This window comes from Desulfonatronum parangueonense, from assembly GCF_054656975.1.
The window spans coordinates 4,207,492-4,227,059 of the sequence record NZ_BAAHXH010000003.1 but is presented as its reverse complement, the minus strand read 5'-3'; the positions used below and the strand labels follow the sequence as shown (position 1 = coordinate 4,227,059).

Sequence of the window (19,568 nt, the reverse complement as noted above, 5' to 3'; positions counted from 1 at the left end):
TGACCTTATACTAAAAAGAAGTATTTGATGGCCTGGACGGTACAGATCACGCCAAAGGCGGGCAAAGCCCTTATCAAGCTGCCCGCAAGGATCAGGGAAACTCTGGTGCTCCTGGCTCGGGACATCGAGTTGGCCGGCCCTGTCCGAGGCGACTGGCCCAACTATGGCAAACTTGGCCATGGTCGCCACCACTGTCACCTGAAGAAAGGGCGGCCCTGTTACGTGGCTGTCTGGGAAGAGTGCGAAAATGAGATCAAGCTTGTGGAGATCACCTATGCTGGAACACACGAAAAAGCCCCATACTGAGACCGTTGAGGTCGTCTTTCGCGGCCCTGCGGATCACCTGAACGACGCGGCTGAGGCCATGGCCGGACTTGGCTTTGAGCGCATGGACCAGTCACGGCCCTGGCAGGAATACTTTCCCGAGATCACTGACCAGACCATGCCCGGCGTCTGCCTGCGGGCGGCCCGCACCAGGGAGGGAGTCACCCAGAGCAGGCTTGCAGAGATGACCGGCATCCCGCAACGGCACATCTCCGAGATGGAGAACGGCAAAAGGCCCATCGGAAAGAAGAGCGCCCAGATCATCGGCAAGGCACTCAATTCCGACTACCGGGTACTCATGTAATCAGGTTACATCGGAACTAAACATGGGCATCAGACGCAACTGGCGCGATCCAGACGAATATGTTTTCACCAAGAACTTGAACTTTTTAGGATGGGGTTGGGAGTTCCTTCGACGTAATCCTGAATATCAGCGAGATTATGAACTACAAAGTGGAACAGAAGAAGACAGGGAAAAGTTCTACGAGGTCAATGCCAAATACGACGACAAGGCGATATTTGAGATCTGTGAGATAAAATGGCTGATTCAAGAATTTATTAATCCAGAAGATGATAATCCACACATTGACGTATCTCTTGAGGGAATTCCTTCTCCAGAGATGTATGGATTACAATATTTTCTGTCTGAAATAGATGAAGGCCATTATAGCCAAGACATGGTATTATACAAATTTAATCTCAATTACAACATTTCTGGGCAAATTAAGAAAGCCAAGGAGTATTTAGAACAGATAAAGAATGCACGAGAGCAATTTCAAAGAATGAAAGATCCAAAAAATCAAACATTTGACAATAAGAGGTTTCTTGAGAAGAAAAAATCTACATGGATTACATACTTACGTACACTAGATGCAGAAAATGAATTCCAGATGAAAAATGATGGAAGCACACAGAAAAAAGATATTTCAGAGGCTATATTTCCTCATATAGATAACACATATGACAAGGCGTATCCAGCCAATGACCTTTATAAAAAAAATCTACTCGCAGCAAGGTCAATGGTCGACGATGGATTCAAACACCTTTTTGTCAACGCAGTAATAAGTGTAAATGAATAACATCTCAAACTAAACAACCACCAGCTGAAAAGCTGGTGGTTTGAATCAGCGGACTGAAAGTCCCAGCTAAAACCGGTAGGCTTCGCAGCCGGTACTAACGAGCTTTATACGGATCCACATTGCATGCAGGCTCTCGGCAAGCTGATTTTCATTATGTAAACATAGGATTGCCGTATCCAAGTGTCCACTGGATGCTAACTCGTCAAGCTGAAAAAAATTGCTGAAGCCGAACACGTCGTGAATCCAACCGCTACTGGAAGTTGCCCGGTCGGGGTTTTAACCTTGGACTCGGGCGAATAAATCCTGCACACCCCTCGCCGATAGAGAGTACGTCAAACAGGTACCTCGCATCAACACCCACTCCATCCATTAGTCAGCCAACCACGCCACCCAGGGAAAAAACACTTCAAGTAAAGTTTCCCTTATACAGCCGCAGTGCTCACAGGGCATCACATTGTTCAGTTAACCTGAACAAGGAGTTGCACAATGAGCACTGTAGAAATGCCGAATTTTCTCGTCGAACTTCGAGAAACTGACCCCAAGAAATCTGCAATCATTGAAGAGCTTTACAAAGCCTGTCCGCCAGTTTTCTCCCGGAGCGACGCACCAGCGACGCACCCCAGAACATTGGCGAACAAGGACTCTTTGGGCGTTGGCCCCAAAGGGCGCTTCAGCAACGGACGCAAAGTTTGGTATTTGCGCACCCCCTATTTCGAATGGCTAGCCAAGAACATCACGGTTTAAGGAGAAGGCGCAACGACATGCATAATAATGCAATTCCAGTCAGTTACAGCCGAATCCCTGACGCACCGCCTGACCCCGGTTAAAAAATGAAAGTGGAATGCCGGGCAGGAGACGGCACTCAATCAGTGGGGGCCGTGATTCCGAAATCAACTGATCTCAGACCGAGGATTACATCATGGAAAACAAAATCGACGCGTTCAAAAAAAGTTTTGAAATGGACTATCAATTTGCGGGTCTACTACATCTGTACGCCCGGACAAGCAACCTGCTCACCGACGAAAGTCGTCTTGATGTATTAGATTATGTCTATGACGTTCTCATTTTTGTAGAGCGAATGGCAAACTGGATGCAGTTCGACGAAGAGAACGTAAAGTACATTACAAGGATCTGTTACGAAGAACTTGAAAAAATTGCTGGTGAAAGAGCGAAAGCAGTTTTTCAGCGCATCGAAGACTACGGCGAATGTGATCCATTCACATATAATTCTTTAAAATGTTTCCTGAGAGAATACAAAGAAATGGACGATCACATCAAAAGTATCAATGAACCGTAAATGTCGGAGGCAATTTGAATACACAATAGAATTTTACTTATTCATAACGAAAAGCCTCGAGAGCTGCCACTGCTCTCGAGGCTGAAAACAGATTATTGTGCGACTGCTGCTGAAGAAGCAATGTAGTGACAGGTATTGTAATAGTCAAGCATTTTTCGCCACCTTTCGCACAGCTATATCGGTAACATCAACCGAGCATCTGCTCAAAGGTGGTTATGAGGAATGGAACAAAGCAATGTGAATCTAAAGGTTCAGAAAGCCCCTTGCCAAATTAGAGATGTCGCACTTTCCTACGCGAAATCTGGTCTCTCAGTCATTTCTACAGATCCAAAAACAAAAATGCCATTTGGTTACAGGAGATGGATCGATTATCAAATCCGCATAATAACTGAAAGCGAGATCAGTAACCGTGAATGGCCTGGGCTTGCGATCATTTGTGGTGAAGTATCTGGGGAACTGGAATGTATCGACTTTGATTACCTTGCGTCATGGGTTGAGGATTGGGAAGAACTGGTTGAAATGGAGGCACCTGGGCTGACGAGAAAATTGCTGAAGCAGAAGACGCAGAGCGGAGGAGAGCATCGATGGTATCGGTGTCCCGAGATAAGCATCCCAGGGAGCATGAAGCTGGCTCACGACAAGGTCGAGGTGAGTGGACCCGGTGAGCATGAATATATTGGAAAAAAGCACAAAAGTGAAAAAGTCGGGTGCAAGTATTTCATTTTCCCTTGCATGATCGAGACCAGAGGCCAGAAAGCATACGCCTTGACCGCACCGACGGCAGGATACGAGTTGGTTTCGGGCTCATTCGAGAATGTGCCGGTGATCACTGCCGCCGATCGGGAGGTTCTTTTCAGGGCGGCCAGGGTGCTGAATAGAAAGATCAGCGAGCCGAAAAGCCAACAAGCGACTGCGAGTAATGGACTACGGCCCGGGGACATCTACAATGCCGAATGCACGGATATCCGGCCAATGCTTGAAAAGCATGGCTGGAATAATTCCGGCAAAGGTTTCGGCAAGTTCGAATACTGGATTAGACCAGGGAAGGAACGCGGCTGGAGCGCTTCAGTCATCGATGGCCGTCTGCTTTGCAACTTTTCTTCCAACGCATCCCCACTTGAACCCAACACGACCTACACAGCGTTCGCACTACTGGTATATCTTGAATATAACGGAGACTTCAGGGCAGCAGCAAAAGCGTTGAGCAAGGACTCCGAACTACAGCCTGACCACGAGCTACTGTTTCGCAAGGCATGCGATCTGCGAAACAAGGGCCTTTTAGTGAGTGAGTCTGAAGAACTTGTGAGGAAGGAAGCTGAACAACGCAATATACATGTCACAGACGACCAAATAAAAGGGGTTGTTGGCCGTGCCTTTGTTTACAAAGAAGGCAAAGCGCCATCTGAACACCCTCTTCATACGGTTTCAAAAAAGCTTGGCATCAACATCAAGCGTGTTATCAAGCTGGGAAAATCAAACTGCAGATGGCTGCTCGAATTACAAGACGGGACACGTATCGACATCGGCTCTACATCTAATCTAAACTCTTGGAAAAGAACGATGGAAGCGATCCAAGAGCGAACTAGAATCACAATACCGAAGTTTAAACCAGACACATGGCTTTGCATCTCTGCCAATCTTGCTCTGGCTGCGGAAGAGGAACACTTACCGGAGCAACTTGAGGTTTTTGCACAATGGCTTAATGATTTTGTGCATAATTGCAGCTACTTCGATGTATCCCTCAATAATCCAGACAATTGGAAACAGAATTTTGAATGTGGAAAAACTTTTTTTCAAGAAGGAAATCTATACATATTTGCTGACGATTTCGTGAACCACCTCAATAATTTTGTGGGAACCAACATGACTCATCAGCAAGTCTTCGAGAAACTGAGATTGATTGGATTTGAAAACAAGGGCAAATCAGTCCGGATAAGGGGGCAGGTGAAGAACAAGTCCGCCTGGTTCATAAACTACGAAGCTTTCATCGAAAAACTCGGAAAGTATGAGGGTATAGGTGATGACTACTATTACACCGAAGAGGAATAATTATTGGATTATCATTGCTTAGAAAATCGAGCCACCAGTAACAGTGTATATATACGGAATAAAAAAAACTTGATCAATTATATCTTTGTTACACTGTTACAATGGCTCAACCATGCGGGTAGAGATATGTTTTTTCATTCTTACATCTTTCTTACAGCATTGTTACAGACTCTTACATTTCCTCTTATAATTGCACGACTTTTTGGTTGGTATTTAAATGTGTGTATATAGGGGCAGCCGCCCCCCCCAAGTATCCCTACCGTAAGGGGTCCGAGGGGAGTGGTGGAGCGGCGAGGTTACTTTTTGGCCCCCCGGATGCGCGAAGTCGCCGCACTGCGCAAGGAACGCCAAGCCCAAGCCGGGCTGTAAGCAAACCGTCCGACTTAATGCCGACGCGAACCGGGAGGGTCTATCCGGCCCTCCCACTCTCACACCGCCTCTCAACTCTCCGCACCTCTTCCTCACGCCACATTGCTTGCCAGCCATCCCAGCCCACTGCCTGAACCTTCACCTCACCCCGCTTCTCTCCACCTACCTGTTTCCGCTCATTCTTTCCAGACCAGCCAAAACTTCGCTTCAGGACCATCATCGCGAGCTGAACCTGCCCAGGCGTTGAATCCCTGCCCACCAGAAGACTCTCCCAATAATCCTCAATTACGAGCCGCGCCCTGCCCAGAACAGCAGAAAACTGTGAACGGGCCGTCGACTGTTTCTCCATATAATTCAGGCTACTGACCTTTGTGAAACCAAGGGCCATGGCCAGACCGGGCATTGTTGGCGGGATGCAACTTTCGTCACATCTGGCAAAGTATGCCTCTATTGCATCTTCCAACTGCCTCTTGTTCTTGAACTTTCGTGGCCGGCCTCCCTTCTTCTGCATAAGATCACACTCCTTACCGCCATCTATTATATTTTTAAATCTATTTTACTAGCTCTATCTATAAATCAATGCTTAAAATTTTTCAAAAAATTTTTGGCCGACTTCCTCCTGAGAAAAGCGTTTTGGAATCGGCTTTTTCTGGCCACAGGCCTGTCCATCTTGGTCTGCGCTCAAGCCTCACGAAACTGACTGATCGGGCCGCGGTTGGGCTGAGGGTGAACTGGACCGCAAGCAGGCGACGTGCTGCTAGCGATCCAGTCCAGACCCGCTCGCCTTGATTTTGCCCATATTCAGTGGTGGATGAGCTGTAATTAAAGGTACTTGGAGTCCCGTCACCTTGAATGTGGGGTGGGGGGGGGTGCCTGAACACTTACCGAAGGAGGCAGTACCATGGACGTACTTTGAGCTCATTACACAGCAGTCCGCTAGGCTAGGTCGCAACCCCATGTGGTGCTGCGGCCTTTTTCGTTCTGAAACAACAGTCAGGAGGAATTATGTGCACAAACCGAGTTCGTTACCGAGGCCAGACGCTGAGCTGCGGAGCCACAATCACTCGGCTGGACACTAACGGGGTCATCCGACGCGAGACGGTCCATTGCTACGATTGCGTCAAGGAGGCGGCACTGCGCTGGAGCATGGCGAAGTGCGAGGCGTATCTGGGTGAGTTCTGGGATCACGACGAGCCCGTCGATCTGCCCGCCCTGCAAGCGGCGTAGAGTTGTGATTCCTTGTGTGGTGGCCCTGTTGGAACGTCAACCGCTGTCAATCGTCAATATCTCTAACCAACCGACTAACCGCCATACAAACCGAAATACTAAAAGGAGAACACACCATGATGAAAATTGAAACCATCACCAACCCGACCACTGGCCAAGTTGTCGAACTTTGCACCGCTCGCGGATGGACCGGCAACCCTGAGTATTCGAAGTTTTTCCCAGGCGATGAGAACAAGCGGAGCCGCTATGTCACCTATCTGTTGGCCACAGACGACGAAACCGGCGAACGCGTGGTCCTGCGCGTCAATTTCTGGAACGGCATTGGCGAGACGGCGCATCGGGCTCTGGAGGACAAGAGCGCGCTCATCGAACTGAACGGATGCCGGGTGTCGCATTACACGGACTTGTACGGCGTCCAGCGTTTCAGCGTGAACGTCAACCGCGAAGGTGAGTACAAGGTCCTGGACTTCACGCCGTTCGTACCTGCCGGGACTGGCTTCAAGGAGATTGTGGACAAGGCCAAGCGCCCCACTTCCGCTACTGTCGAGGAGACATGCGAAGTACCTTTTTAACGAACCTGCCTGAACCTGGAGGAGAATAACCAGAGATCGATTCGAGCACCTACTATCCCCGACTGAGCCGCACAGCGATTGAGCTGGAGCGGTTTTTTTTGCGCCCAATTTCCGGCTCCAGGCCGGAGCAAGCGACTTGTTGAAGGCCGTGCACCATGGATTGTTCAAGGTGTGCGGCCTTCGTTGTTTCAAAACCATGGAGGACGCCATGAATTACGTCGAAGCCCAAATCAACCATTTGTTCTTCCGTTGCCCACGTGGTGGATACCCAGCGCCACACCCTGGAGCGATCAACATCAACGCCGCGCCTGTGGTCATCAGACCGAAAGGCAGCAAAGCCTGGCGGCCTGTCCACGATAGGAAGTCGATTGCTTCCCCTATGCCCGAACCAAAACCGCACAGGAGGCTTGCACATGCATAAGATGCTGCACCCACAACGAACATTACAGGTTGGCAACATTGCCGTGCCCTACATCGGGGACGGCCGTGTCCTGCTGGTCGAGAAGACCCATCTTCAGGCTCTGGCGATGCAGGACATGAACCGCATCAAGGCCATGCGCTTAATTCACGCGCGCGGCTACAGCGAGAGCGGCTCTCTGGAGATGGGCGAGATTGACGAGGCGCTGAAGGAGCTTGGCATTCGCGTCTGGGAGTGGCCAATCCCGCACTTCGACACCTGACCAGCAAATCCGCAACTGGCGCGAGAAGCCCGGAAGCAAACGATGCTCCGGGCTTTTTTGCGCCCAAGATACAGGAGGTGCTTCGATGCACTTTTACGGCAAGGACGTTTCAGACATGCGCATCACCGAGATCAACAGGCTGTTCAGGCAATACGACGAGTCGAGCAAGTGGCCGATTCAGGGCCGCTTCAACGTCACTGAGCGGGCTATCCGGCGTGTCAGAGACAACATCCTGCGGCACATAGGGAGCACTGGCGGCTGCGAGTACGCCTGCATCCTGGATGCTGAAATCGAGCAGATCATTCAGTCCAACCAATAGGGAGGCAGCATGACGAACACGGCAACACAGACGGTCCAGGAATTGTTCCATCCTACCTTCCCGCCCGTGCCCTGGGCGGTCCGCGAACAGCACCAGTGGCAGCACTTCGTGCCCCCAGCCACTGCCTATCAATTCCGCCCGGAAGTGACCGCCGACTTCTTGGGCTGGTGGCAGTTCGGCGGCCTGTCCTGCCTGATTTCAGGCCCTACGGGCAGTGGGAAGTCATCTTTGGTCAACGAGGTTGCGGCCCGGAGCAATGCCCCGGTCTTCCCGGTCACCGGCCACAACCGGCTGGAGCTGATCGACCTGATTGGCCAGTACATCCCAAATTCCAACGGCGGCTTTGTCTACGAGTACGGGCCGCTGCCCATGGCCATGAAGGTTGGCGGCGTATTCCTGTTCGACGAGATCGACCTTGTGGACCCGAGCACACTTGTCGGCCTGAACACCGTCCTGGACGGCAGGCCGCTGGTTGTGGCGGCAGGCGGCGGCGAGGTGATCCACCCGGCGGTCGGCTTCCGGATCATCGCCACGGCCAACACGACCGGCCAAGGTGAGGGAGAGGCCAACGGCTATTCCGGGACGCTCAAGATGAGCAAGGCGTTCATGAACCGCCTGAAGTGGACGTTCCTTCTGGATTACCCGGAGCCAAACGTCGAGATCGACATCCTGGAGCAGCTTCTCGGCAATCGGGACATCTCCGAGCAGATGGTCAACTTCGCGGGTGAGATTCGCAAGATGCACACCGCCGAGGAAAATCCGATTCCGGACACGCTCAGCACCAGGGAGCTGGTCGAGTGGGCGAAGGCCGCGCAGTTCTTCCGCAAAGTCCCACGGATCAAGAACCCGCTGGGCCATGCCTTGAAGTACGTGGTCGTGAACAAAGCTTCAACCGAGGGCAGGCCGATCTTCGCGGAGACCTTCCAGCGCATCTTCAATGCTGAGCTTTAAGGAGGTGATGCTCCACCACAAACCCACACCCCGAGGCACCGGGCGGTCAACTTGGCCGCCCGTTTTTGTTTTCAACCACTGACCAACGGAGGACCCCATGACAACAGACCGCATCTTCGCCAACTCGCTGGGCCTGATCCTGGACATCCGGACCTGGAGCGGCAGCAAGAACTTGAAGCCCGAGGACTTCGCCGGCGTCGAGCTTCCACCCGAGGAGCTGGTTTCGCTTGGTAGCAAGCGCCTGCACAACCGCGAGGCCTTCAAGCCAATCCAGGCCGTCCGGACCAAGGCTGTGACCTACCTCGAAGGCGTGGCCCTGTCGCTCTACTCCGGAAAGATATGGATAGCCCCTGAGGCCAGAAAGGACGAGATCGAGATGGCGCTTGCCGACTTGGCCAGGGAGTTCGCCACCGAGAAGGACAAGTTCCTGGCGGGCTTCCACCGGGAACAGGATGCCTGGCTGGAAAAGAACAGCCGCTGGGCGTCCATCTTGCGGCCCTACCTGGAGACCCCGGCCAGCGTGGAGAGCAAGTTTGGCTTCACCTGGCGCTGCTTCAGGATGTCCTCAGCAGAGAACGACCAGGAGTTTGCCGAAGTCCTGACCACGGACTTGACCGGCACGATGCTTCGCGAAATCACGATCTTGGCCGGTGAGACACACCAGTCTCTAAAGGACCGGGACCGGGCCACCTTCAAGAACCTGAACCGCCTGGACCGTTTGGCTGAAAAGCTGCGCGGTCTGAGCTTCGTCAATCCCGGCGTGTCCATCATCGAGGCCGAGCTGCAGCAGTTCCTGGATCAGCGCGATTCAGGAGGGGCACTGACCGGAACTGCGCTCTTCATGCTGACCCGCCTGCTGGTCCAGTTGAAATCCCCGGACGTTCTGAAGGACATCCTGGCCGCTGCCGAGCAGGGGGACGCCTACACGTTCACCTACGAGCAGCCACAGCCCAAGACGGACACCATCGTTCAGCCCCAGCCCGAGATTCCGGCTCCCCAGCCGGTCAATGTCCCTCCGGTCATCACCCAGCCCACCCCGCAGCCCAGGCTCCCTGACGCCTGGTTCTAAGGAGGTAACATGATGCAACTTCAGTCTGTTGACGCAGAGTTGTCGCGCTTGGCCGCTCAAGCCCAGGACAGCCCGGCATCGTCGCCCCAACGACTGACCCCATCGCAGCTTGCGGTCCTGGCCACCGGCTTGGGCCGCAAGCACGGGGTGAAGGTCGTCTTTGGCGACAGCCGCACAGCCCAGACGGACGGCGAGACAGTGGTCATGCCCCTGACCAGCAAGGAGAATTCCTGGATCGTGCGGGGGTATCTGGATCACGAAGTGGGCCATGTCCGGCTCACCAACCTGAACATCATACCGCAAGAGAGTCCCCTCCACCGTAGCTTGTGGAACGTCCTGGAGGATGTGCGCATCGAGAGAACCATGGCCAGTCTGTACCCTGGCATGGCAACAAACCTCCGGGTGCTGATCTCCCAGCTTCGCAAGACCAAAGCCGGTGTATTCGAGCTTGCCCCGGACAGCCCGCCCGAGGCGGTGATCACGGCCTACGTCTCCCTGATGCTTCGCTCGCTCCATCTGGGCCAGCCTGAAGTTGCCGACTTGGCACAGAAGACCAGGGAGCAGTTCCTTAAGACCTTCGGCCCACAGATTGAGCGTGATCTGTTCGCCCTGATCTCCGACATCGAGACGGCGGGAAGTAGCGAAGATGTGGTCTCAATCGTTGGACGGATTATTGACCTGCTGAAACAGCGAGCCAGGGAAAAGCCGCCAAAACCCGAGCCGAAACAGCAGGAGAACCAGCCGCAGGAACACCCGCAGGAAGAGCCCCAGGAAGCCTTCCAGGATGGCCCTGAAGCGCCTCAAAGCGAGCCCCAGCCTGACATGCCTGACGAGGACAACGAAGGTGAGAACGGCGATACGGGCCAGCCTGAGAGTCCTGACGAAGATGTCGGGAAACAGCATGGAAACGGTGACGGCCAGACAGCCCAGCAAGGGGAATCTGGCCAGAATGAGGAACCCGACAGGGACCAGCCTGCCCACCCTGACAGCAGGGATGGAGGGCAACAGGAAAGCGACAGCCCTGGAGATTCAGACGAGCAACAAGCCGATGGTTCTGAGTCATCCTCATCTGGAAAAACCGGCGAAGATGCCAACAGCCAGGCCGCAGAGGAGCCAGGAAATGCCGACTGCGAAGCTGAGAACGATACGGACGATGAGGCGGATGGTGACGGTGACACCACGGACAGACAAAATAACACGATAATAGAATCCGGTAGCACTGGCGTGGGCGACTCGGGCGCAGCACCACCCCTCGACACGTCCCGCGTCGATCCTGTCCGGGAGGCTGTGATCCAGGCCCTACAAAGCCAGGAAGAGCAGGCCGATCTTGGAGAGCAACTCAAGGCCCTGGTCCGCCAGAGGGAGGCCGACCTCGGGCTGGACGCATTCTCAATACGGATAGCCACTCCCACGAGGCAGTCGACCTTGGCCGACTTCGGCTACCGAAAACACCTTATCAGATCCTCGACGTCCGTGGTGGCCAAATTGTCGGGAAAGCTCCGGGGACTGCTCCAGGCCCAGGCTCTGAATCACGCCAAGCCCAGTGCGGCGGGCAGTCGTATCGCCCGGTCTCGGCTGCACCGGATCAGGACTGGCGAGAGCAAGCTGTTTTTGCGTAATGACCAGGTCCGCCAAGTGAACACGGCCATCCACCTGCTGATAGATAATTCCGGCAGCATGCGCCTCGGACAGCGGTTTCCCATCACCAGAGACGTCTGTATGGCGCTGGTCAAGGCCCTCTCGCCCATCAGGGGCGTGAACCTGGGGCTGACCATCTTCCCGGCACATGGCCGGAGCACCACATGCGACCCGCACACGGGAGTACCCACCACCAGCGTTGACACCCTTATGATCCACGGACAGAAGCCCGGCACGATGATTTACTGGCCACCCAACGCCAATGGCGGAACGCCCTTGGCGGAATCCCTGCGATATGTCCTGTCGGCAATGTACAGTCTGACCGAGCCCAGAAAGATCGTGGTGATCCTAACCGACGGCGATCCGAATGATCGGAGAGATACAGAAATGGCCTTCAAGGAGGCAGCTGATCTGAAGATCGAGCTCGTGACGCTTGGGATCGAGGATGTCAGACACCCGGACATCTTCCCCGCCTTCGAGATTGTCGCCAACGTCAGAGATTTACCGGAGAAGGCGTTCCGGCTGCTGGAGAAGTTGCTGATCAAGTAGCTCACCGGCAAGCACATGACCACACAGGCCCAAGGCCCGTCATCTCAAGAGAATGGCGGGCCTTTGTGTTTCCATTCCAAATGCGAAGGAGGTTCGCATGGACCACGTCAGAGACCTGTTGGAACAACTGTATGCGGCGGAACCGACCTGCGAGAACCTGTCACATCCGGAGCACGTCGTGGTGAAGATGCTGCCCTACCGGGACAAGAAGATCGAGTATTTCGTTCTGTTTCTATTGGACAACAGGAACAACGTCATGGCCAAGCGGGTCGTTTCCAAGGGCACGGTCGATCAGACGCCCGTCTACATTCGCGAGATCATGCGCCTCGTACTTTTGAAACAGGCCAGCGGGATCATAGTGGCTCACAACCATCCGGGCGGTGATCCGTTGCCCAGTATTCAGGACCAGGAGCTGACCACTAGGCTCCAGAGCGCTGCCCAGCTGCTCGATGTGCGATTCCTGGACCATGTGATCGTCGCCCGCAACGGGCATTACAGCTTTCAGGCTCAGGGACTGCTGTAGCCCGCAGTTCTCAACCTCAAGCGTGTCAGGCCGTTGTCCTTCGGGGATGCGGCCTTTTTCATTCCACTCTCCCAAACCAAGGAGGCGATTTATGGCTACCCTGATCGGAATCGAGGAAGAGATCGGCAACATCCTGGCCGTAGCCGAGGAACTGGAAGACGAGCAGCAGGAGGCGGCCTTGGCCTATCTGGACGACCTTGCAATCCAGGAGGCCGAGAAGGCCGACGCCGTGGCCTTCGCCATGCGCAAGCGTCAGGCCGAGATCGACTTCCTGAAGTCGGAGGAAGAGCGGTTGCGCGGACGCCGCAAGGCTGCCGAGGTTCGGCTCATCATGTTCAAGGAGTATCTGACCAGCGTTTTCAAGCGTCTGGGATTGCAGAAGGTCAAGGGCGTGAAGTCAACGATGTTCTTGAGGAAAAGCAGCTCTGTCGAGGTCTTCGACCTGAACCAACTCCCCAGCAAGTTCGTTCAGACCCGGATCGAGTACGTCCCGATAAAGACGCAGATCAAGGATGAACTCAAGGTTGGCCGTGAAGTCCCCGGAGCCCAGATCGTCGAACGCCAGTCCCTCGTGATCAACTGATCCAGATCCACAACCCAACACGCGGCCCAAGGCCCAGCATCAATCACGGTGCTGGGCCTTTGCTTTTTCCATCTTCCACACAAGGAGGTTTCCCTATGTACACACCAGCAAAGCGTCAGCAGTCGAAACTCCGTCTCGGTCTCATCGGCCCCAGCGGATCCGGCAAGACCTACTCCGCCCTCTTGATCGCCCAGGGCCTCGGCGGAAAGATCGCCCTGCTCGACACTGAGCGCGGCTCTGGCAGCCTGTACGCAGATTTGTGCACCTACGACGTGGCCGAACTCTCGCCCCCATACGACCCTGGCCGCTACGTCCAGGCCATCCAGGGGGCGGCTGAAGCCGGGTACGACGTCCTGATCATCGATAGCCTGACCCACGCCTGGGCCGGCGAAGGCGGGATCCTGGAATTCGTCGACCGGGCGACGCAGGCCGTGAAAAACAATTTCGCCGCCTGGAGGGAGGCCAGCCCAAAGCATAACCAGCTTGTGGACGCCATGCTCGGAGCGCCCCTGCACATTATCGCGACCATCCGGAGCAAGACCGCTTGGGATGTCCAGAAAGACGAGCGGACCGGCAAGACCCGACCCGTAAAAATCGGGCTGGCTCCGGTACAGCGGGATGGGCTGGAGTACGAGTTCACGACGGTCCTGGAGCTGTCAGTGGACGGCCATATCGCGACGGCCACGAAGGACCGCACGGGCCTGTTCGACGGGTCGTACTTCACCCCTGGAAAAGCCACCGGCGAGAAGCTCATGGCTTGGCTGACCGGCGAGCCTGCCAACGGAAACGGAGATGGTCAGCCCGTAGATCCGCAGCCCAAGGGAAACGTCGTCCAGATCCCCCCGCCGCCCAAGCCTGCTCCGAGGACGGACAGCGGGACGACGGTCGTCGATCTGTTCGGCGTTCTGCGGACCTTGGGTCTTGGGGATCAGGTTGAGCTGTACGAGATGTACCTCGTAAAGAAGTACGGTCACGGCTCGAAGGATTTGACACCCGGGGAGATCAGTGAGCAGTTCATCACGCTGAGTCGGTGCAAGCGGGATGCGAAGATGCTGAAGCAGCTCACGGATTACTTCACGGCGCTGGTGAACTTCAGGAAGGCGGCGTAGCAGATAAATGCGCCGGAGAAGCCCTAAAGCTTGCAGGCTTCTCCGGCTTAAGGGCTTAGGTTGAAACTTGTGCTCAGCAATTCCCGCCAAAAATAAAAATTAAATTATAACAAATGGATATAAATTTCCAGGAAAATAGTTTTTCGTAAACTTTCTTGAAAATCAGTATACGTGCCTCTTTCTTAATTTCCATTGTACATTGAGGTTATCACGGATGCGCGACTCCTTCTCCCGCAAGCAACTCAGCATTCCTGGCCTGTTGCGTAAAGCCCGCCAATGCTTTGCCGCAATCCCTGATAAGTTAGGCTGCGACATACCGCTGGTGGACCACTTGATGGCGGGGCTGGCGTTATTTGGCCTCAAGTACCCTTCACTGCTTCAGTTCGACAAGGACGGAAGGCAAGGTACAACGCCCGCAAATCTCCAGTCGCTGTATGGCATCAAACGCCCTCCCTGCGATACCCGCTTTCGAGAGCGTCTCGATGAAGTCGATCCTCGCCAGTTGCGCTCCCTTTACAAGATTTTTTTGAGCATGCTCCAGCGCGGAAAGGGGCTGGAAGGGTTCAGCTATCTGGATGGGCACTATCTCCTCTCGTTGGACGGAACCGGTTATTTCTCCTCGCCAACCATCCATTGCGCGCAGTGCTGCGAAAAACACCACCGCAACGGCAAGGTCACCTACTACCACCAGATGCTCGGTGCCGTGCTGGTGCATCCGGACCATAAGGAGGTCTTTGCGCTCGCGCCCGAACCGATCCTCAAGCAGGATGGGGCTACAAAAAACGACTGCGAGCGTAATGCCGCCAAGCGGTTGCTGGAAGACCTGCGCCGCGAGCACCCTCACCTCAAGCTGATCGTCATCGAGGATGCGCTAGCCTCCAACGGCCCGCACATCCGCCAGTTGAAGGCCCAGGACATACGCTTCATTCTCGGTGCCAAGCCCGATGACCACAAGTACCTGTTCGACTGGGTCAATACAGTGCCTACCACCGTCGAATACACGGAGATTGATGAGGGCGGAACCAGCCATCGGTTTCGCTATCTCAACGGCGTCCCGCTCAATGACGCCAATTTCGACCTGGAGGTCAATTTTTTCGAGTATTGGGGGACCACCCCAAAGGGCAAGGTCGTCCATTTCTCCTGGGTGACCGACATCCTGATAACCCCTGCAAACATTATGGAGCTGATGCGAGGAGCCCGCGCCCGCTGGAAAATCGAGAACGAGACCTTCAATACCCTCAAAAACCAAGGCTATCACTTCGAACACAATTTCGGTCACGGCAACCAAAACCTCAGCACTGTGCTGATGCACCTGATGATGCTGGCATTTTTGATCGACCAGATCCAGCAACGCTGCTGCCGCTTGTTTCAGGCCGCCGTGTCTGCAGCGCAGGGCAAGAGCCGCTTTTGGCGGCTACTGCGGAGTGCTTTTGATCTCTGCCTGATTCCCGATTGGGAGACACTTTACCGCTTGCTCATCCATCGAACCGGCATCCCACTGACATGCGACACGTCTTAAGAGCTGGCTGTGATCGATCGTGTTCGACGTGAGGGTTTTTGTGAGAATTTTTGAGGAACAGCCAACCAGCTATCTAGCCACAATCCCGCGCCGCAACGCACGGAGGGCCCTGCTTTGCCTCCGCACTTGGCACGGGGGCGTTGGCGTGTGCAGAAGGGTATCAGAGCCGCGGAGCGGGAATTGCTGACTTGTGCTTGACCTTGTAGCCAACAATGGGGGAAAGGGAGATAATTATCACAAAATGAATAGTCCGTATGTTTGTAGGCGTTAATATTTTTTACAATCATTCGTTCTTAGTCCGCATTGCTTGTATCAATCCTATCGCCCTCGTCGTAATGTCCTAGGAGTTACGTATGGCCCTGAAGCAAGATCCTGACAATATCCCTACCCATACAGGCTTTTCTGACGTCCACGACATCCTGATGGACGCTCCCCTCGGCATTTTTAGGGCAACGCCGGAGGGAAAATTTCTCTATGCCAACAAAGCCTTGGCCGATATGTACGGATATGCCACGCCACAGGACCTGATTGCCTCAATCCAGGACACTGCCGCTGAATTGTTCGCTGATCCCAAAGACGGTCCTACCGTCATCAGCCTGTTGGCGGCTGCAGGAATAGTCAAAAACTACGAATGCGAACATATACGCAAGGACGGCTCCCGTTTCTGGGCATCGGGGAGCATTCGAACGATCTTTGCAGAAGATGGGAGCGTGTCGCACTACCAGGGCTTTGTTACCGACATTACCGAGCGCAAGCGAGCGGAAGAGGCGCTGCGCCTGAGCGAAATACAGTTTCGCAACGCCTTCGAGCACTCCTCCATCGGCATGGCCCTCGTATCGCCCGTAGGGCGGTGGCTCAAAGTGAACACCCGCGTCAGTGCCTTCTTCGGCTACACCGAAGACGAGCTGATGCGTAAGACATTCCAGGACCTTACCCACCCTGAGGATCTGGATTCAGATTTGGAGTTCGTTCAGCGGATGCTCGCCGGCGAAATCGAAACCTACCAGATGGAGAAACGGTACTTCCACAAGAACGGCAGTATTGTCTGGGGGCTGCTGGCGGTTTCATTGGTCTGGGATGACCAAGGGGAACCGTTGCACTTCATCTCGCAGATTGAGGACATCACCGATCGAAAGCTTGCCGAGGAGGCTCTGGTAAAAAGCCAGAAAATCATGGCCCAAGCCGAGAAGTTGGCTGAACTGGGAAGCTGGGAATGGGATATAACAAACGATACATGGCAGTTGTCGGATAACTGGAAAAGAATTCACGGAGTTCCTGATATCCAGCCAACAACACCTCAGCTCCTTCCAATCGCACATCCTGAAGACAGGCTTGACATTGAAGAAGCTCTTGTCAGAGCGATAGAAGAAGCTGAACCCTATGATTTTGAACATCGCATTGTTCGTCAGGACACCGGTGAAGTCAGGCATGTCCATGCCAAGGGAATTGTTGAGTTTGATGATGCCGGCAAACCGAAGGTCCTGGTTGGTGCAGTTCAGGACATCACCGAGCGTAAGCGAACCCAGGAAGCGCTTGAGCTAGAACGAGAAAGGTTTTTCATGTTGTTAGAGACATTTCCAGGCTTCATCTATCTCCAAGCACCTGATTACACTGTACGATACGCCAATAAATACTTTATCCAACATTTTGGTGATCCGAAAGGACGGCTCTGCCATGAGGTCTTGTGGAGTCGGAAGACGCCCTGTGAAGCATGCCCAACCTTCTCTGTTTTAGACACGAACCAACCGCAAGTGTGGGAATGGGTGCAAGCTCCCGACGGCAATTCGTACGTCGTCCATGATTATCCATTTATTGATAGCGATGGGTCGAAACTCGTCCTTGAGATTGGCGTTGACTTCACCAAGCGCAAACAGGCCGAGGAAGCCCTGCTGGCAGCCAAGGAACAGGCCGAAGCCGCCAACCATGCCAAGAGCGAATTCCTGGCCAACATGAGCCATGAAATCCGCACCCCCATCAACGGGATCATGGGCATGTTGCAGCTTCTCGAAACAACACCAATTAATGACGACCAGAGACGATACATACAAATGGCCACAGGCGCGGCTGAACGCTTGAACAGACTGCTTACGGACATCCTTGATCTGTCTCGAGTCGAGGCGGGCAGGATGGAGATTTTTCATAGCGAATTCAATCTTTTCGAAATGGATGACTCGATTCTCGGCTTGTTTTTAGTTGCAGCACGAAAGAAGAAGATAGACCTGCAGTGCACCATTGATCCCGGCGTACCTACGAGGCTGATCGGAGATGAAGTGCGGTTGCGTCAAGTCTTGTTCAACCTTGTGGGCAACGCGCTTAAGTACAGCGACAAAGGCAAGGTCTCTGTACAGATGACTCCGCTGTCGTCACGAATGGTCGGTGAAATGCGGGTGCTGTTCACGGTCGCGGACAATGGCATCGGCATACCAAAAGAAAGGCTGCGCGATATTTTTGAACCGTTCCATCAGGTGAGCAATAGCTATACGAGCAGCTACCAGGGCGCAGGCCTTGGATTAACCATTGTTAATCGGCTGGTTGAAATGATGAACGGCCAGATTGAGATCGACAGTCAGCCGGGAGAAGGAACAGAAGTCCATGTGGTCCTGCCATTCAAGCTACCAGTTGATTCCTCCCAAATCGAGACCACGACGACACAAAAAGAACGAATCCAAAACCTTCGCATCCTCCTGGCCGAAGACGAACCGACCAATGCTCTGTCGACCCGCATGCTGCTGATGGAGGCAGGCCATCACGTGGTCCATGCTGAGAATGGCCGAGAGGCTCTGGACCTGCTTGTGGCTCAAGACTTCGATGTGATCCTGATGGACGTGCAGATGCCGGTGATGAACGGTGTTTATGCGACCAAGGAGATTCGTCAGGCCAAGTCTTTAGATTACAAAAAGGACATCCCGATCATCGCCCTGACCGCCTATGCCATGACCGGGGACCGGGAGAAATTCCTGGAGGCCGGGATGGACGACTACCTGGCAAAGCCAGTGCTGATGGAGGACTTGGCGAAGGCGCTGGAGCGGGCTGTCTCAGCGAGAAAAAGCCATAATCCGGACGTGATTAACGCCAGAGAAGATGGATCCATAACCACAGCAGATGCCCAGCATTAAATCCATACTCACTTCTGAGAAGCCCTGGGCCATCCTTGGCATCACACGCAAGCAGTACACCGCCGCCAAGCCCTGGAAGAAGGCCGGGATGACGAAAGAGAAGTACGCGGAGATGCTGAGCCTGATGCCGCATGAGGCGATGAAGATATTGAAGGATGAGGCGGATGCGGAGCGGCTGGTGAACGAGATATTCAAGGGATCCTGAAGTTATCCTGGTGACAACCCATCACCAGTTATGACCATTTACCATTCAATCAGTTGGAGTACCATGAGCCAAAACAATCTGAACTGGATCGTCAGCTACATCTGGGGCATTGCCGATGATGTGTTGCGGGATCTTTATGTGCGGGGCAAGTATCGGGACGTGATCTTGCCCATGACAGTGTTGCGTCGACTGGATGCGATTTTAGAAGACAGCAAGCAGGCCGTGCTGGACATGAAGGCGACTCTGGACGGAGCTGGAATCGTAGACCAGGATCCGGCCTTGCGTCAGGCTGCGGGGCAGGCGTTTTACAACACGTCGAAAATTCACCCTGCGTGACCTCAAGGCCAGGGTAAGCCAGCAGCAACTCAAGGCCGACTTCGAGGCCTACCT

The 19,568-nt window shown here is 54.0% G+C and carries 21 protein-coding genes; 20 read left to right on the top strand and 1 reads right to left on the bottom strand.

Annotated features, from left to right (window positions below; translation table 11 throughout):
- Window positions 1-27 precede the first annotated feature (27 nt).
- The 6 genes from ACYQ15_RS18885 (at window position 28) to ACYQ15_RS18860 (ending at window position 4,749) form a co-directional block, all read left to right on the top strand.
- Window positions 28-306, top strand: coding sequence for a cytotoxic translational repressor of toxin-antitoxin stability system (locus ACYQ15_RS18885; protein WP_459939040.1), 279 nt, complete (start codon window positions 28-30; stop codon window positions 304-306).
- Window positions 275-628 (top strand): helix-turn-helix domain-containing protein, encoded by a 354-nt coding sequence (locus ACYQ15_RS18880; protein ID WP_459939039.1) that lies wholly within the window; start codon window positions 275-277, stop codon window positions 626-628. The genes ACYQ15_RS18885 and ACYQ15_RS18880 overlap by 32 nt, the downstream gene beginning before the upstream one ends.
- A 22-nt stretch (window positions 629-650) precedes the next feature.
- Complete coding sequence (locus ACYQ15_RS18875; protein ID WP_459939038.1) at window positions 651-1,403, top strand: transcriptional regulator domain-containing protein; 753 nt, start codon at window positions 651-653, stop codon at window positions 1,401-1,403.
- A gap of 486 nt (window positions 1,404-1,889) precedes the next feature.
- The gene (locus tag ACYQ15_RS18870; protein WP_459939037.1) at window positions 1,890-2,147 is read left to right on the top strand and encodes a hypothetical protein; all 258 of its coding nucleotides are present in this window, start codon (window positions 1,890-1,892) and stop codon (window positions 2,145-2,147) included.
- A gap of 175 nt (window positions 2,148-2,322) precedes the next feature.
- Complete coding sequence (locus ACYQ15_RS18865; RefSeq protein ID WP_459939036.1) at window positions 2,323-2,700, top strand: hypothetical protein; 378 nt, start codon at window positions 2,323-2,325, stop codon at window positions 2,698-2,700.
- A 222-nt stretch (window positions 2,701-2,922) separates the two neighbouring features.
- The gene (locus tag ACYQ15_RS18860; RefSeq protein ID WP_459939035.1) at window positions 2,923-4,749 is read left to right on the top strand and encodes a bifunctional DNA primase/polymerase; all 1,827 of its coding nucleotides are present in this window, start codon (window positions 2,923-2,925) and stop codon (window positions 4,747-4,749) included.
- A 409-nt stretch (window positions 4,750-5,158) separates the two neighbouring features.
- On the opposite strand, the gene ACYQ15_RS18855 is transcribed toward ACYQ15_RS18860, so the two are convergent.
- Window positions 5,159-5,629: a terminase small subunit gene (locus ACYQ15_RS18855; protein ID WP_459939034.1), complete on the bottom strand. Its 471-nt coding sequence runs from the start codon at window positions 5,627-5,629 to the stop codon at window positions 5,159-5,161.
- Window positions 5,630-6,123: 494 nt separating this feature from the next.
- Between ACYQ15_RS18855 and ACYQ15_RS18850 the strand changes: the two genes are divergently transcribed.
- The 14 genes from ACYQ15_RS18850 to ACYQ15_RS18785 all read left to right on the top strand — a co-directional run bounded on the left by ACYQ15_RS18850 (window position 6,124) and on the right by ACYQ15_RS18785 (window position 19,514).
- Window positions 6,124-6,345: a hypothetical protein gene (locus ACYQ15_RS18850; protein WP_459939033.1), complete on the top strand. Its 222-nt coding sequence runs from the start codon at window positions 6,124-6,126 to the stop codon at window positions 6,343-6,345.
- Between the two features lie 116 nt (window positions 6,346-6,461).
- Complete coding sequence (locus ACYQ15_RS18845) at window positions 6,462-6,917, top strand: hypothetical protein (protein WP_459939032.1); 456 nt, start codon at window positions 6,462-6,464, stop codon at window positions 6,915-6,917.
- A 413-nt stretch (window positions 6,918-7,330) separates the two neighbouring features.
- The gene (locus tag ACYQ15_RS18840; RefSeq protein ID WP_459939031.1) at window positions 7,331-7,597 is read left to right on the top strand and encodes a hypothetical protein; all 267 of its coding nucleotides are present in this window, start codon (window positions 7,331-7,333) and stop codon (window positions 7,595-7,597) included.
- An 85-nt stretch (window positions 7,598-7,682) separates the two neighbouring features.
- Window positions 7,683-7,916, top strand: coding sequence for a hypothetical protein (locus tag ACYQ15_RS18835; protein WP_459939030.1), 234 nt, complete (start codon window positions 7,683-7,685; stop codon window positions 7,914-7,916).
- A 9-nt stretch (window positions 7,917-7,925) separates the two neighbouring features.
- Entirely contained in the window at window positions 7,926-8,867 is a 942-nt protein-coding gene (locus ACYQ15_RS18830) for an AAA family ATPase (protein WP_459939029.1), read from the top strand.
- Between the two features lie 97 nt (window positions 8,868-8,964).
- Window positions 8,965-9,936, top strand: a complete 972-nt coding sequence (locus ACYQ15_RS18825) for a DUF3150 domain-containing protein (RefSeq protein WP_459939028.1) — start codon at window positions 8,965-8,967, stop codon at window positions 9,934-9,936.
- Between the two features lie 9 nt (window positions 9,937-9,945).
- The gene (locus tag ACYQ15_RS18820; RefSeq protein WP_459939027.1) at window positions 9,946-12,123 is read left to right on the top strand and encodes a VWA domain-containing protein; all 2,178 of its coding nucleotides are present in this window, start codon (window positions 9,946-9,948) and stop codon (window positions 12,121-12,123) included.
- 97 nt (window positions 12,124-12,220) lie between these two features.
- Complete coding sequence (locus ACYQ15_RS18815; RefSeq protein ID WP_459939026.1) at window positions 12,221-12,646, top strand: JAB domain-containing protein; 426 nt, start codon at window positions 12,221-12,223, stop codon at window positions 12,644-12,646.
- Window positions 12,647-12,737: 91 nt separating this feature from the next.
- Complete coding sequence (locus tag ACYQ15_RS18810) at window positions 12,738-13,229, top strand: siphovirus Gp157 family protein (RefSeq protein ID WP_459939025.1); 492 nt, start codon at window positions 12,738-12,740, stop codon at window positions 13,227-13,229.
- 95 nt (window positions 13,230-13,324) lie between these two features.
- Window positions 13,325-14,338 carry an ATP-binding protein gene (locus ACYQ15_RS18805; RefSeq protein ID WP_459939024.1) on the top strand — a complete coding sequence of 338 codons (1,014 nt, stop codon included), beginning with the start codon at window positions 13,325-13,327 and terminating at the stop codon, window positions 14,336-14,338.
- A 214-nt stretch (window positions 14,339-14,552) separates the two neighbouring features.
- On the top strand, window positions 14,553-15,857 hold the full coding sequence (locus tag ACYQ15_RS18800) for a transposase (protein ID WP_459937363.1): 1,305 nt from the start codon (window positions 14,553-14,555) through the stop codon (window positions 15,855-15,857).
- Window positions 15,858-16,210: 353 nt separating this feature from the next.
- The gene (locus ACYQ15_RS18795) at window positions 16,211-18,973 is read left to right on the top strand and encodes a PAS domain S-box protein (protein ID WP_459939023.1); all 2,763 of its coding nucleotides are present in this window, start codon (window positions 16,211-16,213) and stop codon (window positions 18,971-18,973) included.
- Window positions 18,960-19,178: a hypothetical protein gene (locus tag ACYQ15_RS18790; protein WP_459939022.1), complete on the top strand. Its 219-nt coding sequence runs from the start codon at window positions 18,960-18,962 to the stop codon at window positions 19,176-19,178. The genes ACYQ15_RS18795 and ACYQ15_RS18790 overlap by 14 nt, the downstream gene beginning before the upstream one ends.
- A 63-nt stretch (window positions 19,179-19,241) precedes the next feature.
- Window positions 19,242-19,514, top strand: a complete 273-nt coding sequence (locus tag ACYQ15_RS18785; RefSeq protein ID WP_459939021.1) for a type I restriction-modification system subunit M N-terminal domain-containing protein — start codon at window positions 19,242-19,244, stop codon at window positions 19,512-19,514.
- Window positions 19,515-19,568: the final 54 nt, after the last annotated feature.